At 60.0% G+C, this 2,316-nt stretch carries 6 protein-coding genes; all 6 read right to left on the reverse strand.

The genetic code is table 11. The annotated features are described in order from the left end of the window. Positions 1 to 32: 32 nt before the first annotated feature. Entirely contained in the window at positions 33 to 533 is a 501-nt protein-coding gene (locus ADK28_RS18490) for a DUF1804 family protein (RefSeq protein WP_048796339.1), read from the reverse strand. A 3-nt stretch (positions 534 to 536) separates the two neighbouring features. Then, positions 537 to 758: a hypothetical protein gene (locus tag ADK28_RS18495; protein WP_048796340.1), complete on the reverse strand. Its 222-nt coding sequence runs from the start codon at positions 756 to 758 to the stop codon at positions 537 to 539. Positions 759 to 767: 9 nt separating this feature from the next. Next, a complete protein-coding gene (locus ADK28_RS18500; RefSeq protein WP_065426231.1) occupies positions 768 to 1,010 on the reverse strand; it encodes a hypothetical protein in 243 nt (80 codons plus the stop codon). Beyond that, positions 1,007 to 1,600 carry a hypothetical protein gene (locus ADK28_RS18505; protein WP_048796289.1) on the reverse strand — a complete coding sequence of 198 codons (594 nt, stop codon included), beginning with the start codon at positions 1,598 to 1,600 and terminating at the stop codon, positions 1,007 to 1,009. Before ADK28_RS18505 ends, ADK28_RS18500 begins: the two co-directional genes overlap by 4 nt. Beyond that, the gene (locus ADK28_RS18510) at positions 1,584 to 1,835 is read right to left on the reverse strand and encodes a hypothetical protein (RefSeq protein WP_048796288.1); all 252 of its coding nucleotides are present in this window, start codon (positions 1,833 to 1,835) and stop codon (positions 1,584 to 1,586) included. The genes ADK28_RS18505 and ADK28_RS18510 overlap by 17 nt, the downstream gene beginning before the upstream one ends. Beyond that, positions 1,832 to 2,316 (reverse strand): N-acetylmuramoyl-L-alanine amidase (locus tag ADK28_RS18515; protein ID WP_239686257.1); only part of this gene is annotated, 485 nt, incomplete at its 5' end. The genes ADK28_RS18510 and ADK28_RS18515, both read right to left, overlap by 4 nt.

Raw genomic sequence — 2,316 nt, forward strand, 5'->3', positions numbered from 1 at the left:
CCAGCTCAATCTCTTGTTTTTCATTGGTATAACTAGCCATATTTCCTTTTCACCTCATCGCCCATGGCGTCCAACATTTCCAGATAAGCCGGCAGGTGCTTCGGAAAGCGCGTGCCGATAAGGTCACCGAGCAGCTTGACCACCTCGAGCGCGATGGCCAGCTCACTGGTCTCCGGCAGCACACGCTTGCCGGCCGCGATGCACTTGCTGAACGAATCGCCGAGCCGCGCCAGCATATCGACCCGGTCTGCCGCTGAAATCGTCGCGTTACCCCGGATAGCATCCATGGTGGCCTGATACTCGGTCAGCGTGTTCAGCAGGATCACCCKGCTGATATCTTCAATCCCRCCGCCGGCCATCAGCACGGCCGCTCGGTGCTTRTCCCAGTTRTCGCTCCGATCTGCCGCCTCACGCTTCCAGCGCGTCGCCGTCGACGCCGGCACACCGGCTTGCGCCGCTGCCAGCTCCAGCGTCAAACCGCCGTAGACATATGCCTGCCGCAGCTTGTCACGCGTCTCCTGCGAGTACGCCATGCCTTACAGCCCGTGCCTGGACTTGGCCAGGGTCACAAACAGCGACACGATGGCGCTGACCAGGCCGCCGGCGACACCACCGGCCACCGCCCCCTGACGAACGGCGCCGCGATTAACGACGTCGAGTTTGCTCTCCATGCGGGCCAGTTTGTCATTCATCTCCTCCAGGAGGCGACGTTCCTGCGCCATGACCAGCCCGCGTGGACGGGATTTACGCTTATTCATACCTGATTCCTACTTATCCGCCTTGCGGTCCAGTTTCTCATCCAATCGCACCATGCGATCACGCACGTCGATCACCAATTCTTTCAGCGTATCCATGCGGTCACTGGCATCATCCCGGCGCAGGTAGTCGCGCTGGATGGCTTCAATCAGTTGCGCCTGCTTGTGCAGGGCGTATTTCAACTGCGCGACCCACAACCCGCCAAAGGAGGCAACCAGCCAGAGTGCAACATGCAACACCATCTCTGTACTCATGACGCCGGCACCTTCTGATAAAACTTTTCCAGTGCAACCAGCTGGTTGCGCAGCGACAGGCACCATGCGCCGTAATCGCTGGCGTGCCCCAGCAACGCTACCGGGGAAAGTCCGGCATCGGCGGGATGGAGAGCAAGCCCGGCGGCGGTGTCGGACACAGAGCGATCACCGGCTCCGGCGTAACCGAGGGCGCGGGCATAGAGCTGCACGCTGTCAGGGCCAAGCCCAGTAAAACGGGGACCATCATGCGTAACGGCATCATTGATTTTTCCCTTCAGAAGGTGCTGCACCACCGCCAACTGGCGCTGCCTATGCGCCAGTTCGTCCGTCAACCGCTCAGCGCGCGTCAACGCCTCGCGCTCGTGTGCCACGGCGGATTTCAGCGCCTGATTGCTGGCCTCGGCTGCCTGAGCCTTGGCCAGGTCGAATGTTTCCGCCTGGTGAGACAATCGCAACTGATACTCGGCCGCCGCTGCGCTATAGCCTGACTGATAGATGCCGTGATAAACGAACCACCCGGCAATAACACCCAGCAGGGCCAGCAACGCCGGCCCCATGAAACGACGCAGCAAACTAACGAGCATCATCATCGGATTTCTCCATACGATCACGCTGCAGCGCGACCAGGCGCGTCGCCTGGCTATGCATCGCCCAGACCGCCATGTAGCCGATAAACTCATACTCGGCCAGGGCATGGGTAAATGCTGCGTGCAGTACCATGACGCTGGTGATGATGAACGCCCCGACCGTCATCACCTCGGAGGCGGAGACCTCGCCGGTTTTCGGGTCAGCCAGCAGCTTTAGCAGCACGTCACGCCAGCTCATACGCTCTCCGGGAAGACATGCCCCGGCAGGGGGGCGAAGTCCACCGCAATCCAGTCAGGGACATCAAATCCCGGACACTCTTTGTTGGCGAACTCACGGTGGCCATGCAGCGTTGCATTGCGATACTTATCCTGCAAACGAGCAACCAGATCATGCAGCGCCAGCCATTGGGCAACGGTGAACTGGCGAGTGCCTACCATGCAGATGCCAAGTGAATTGGCATTGTGACCCTGAACGTGCGCGCCAATCTCTTCCTCACCGCGCCCGGTGAGCACTGTGCCGTCGCAGTCAATGACGAAGTGATAGCCGATGGCGGTCAGTTCGGGATTAATGGAAGGGTGCGCACGATGAAAACCACGCTCCGCGTGCCAGCGGTCAATGACCTGCGCGGCGGTCTCATGCGCATTGCCAAGCTGCTTGCCGTCAGGGCTGGCAGCACAATGAAGAACAATCAAATCGATAAAGCGGGACATAAAAAAAC

The sequence above is a fragment of the Serratia sp. 506_PEND genome (assembly GCF_001076875.1).
GTDB lineage: Bacteria > Pseudomonadota > Gammaproteobacteria > Enterobacterales > Enterobacteriaceae > Serratia > Serratia marcescens.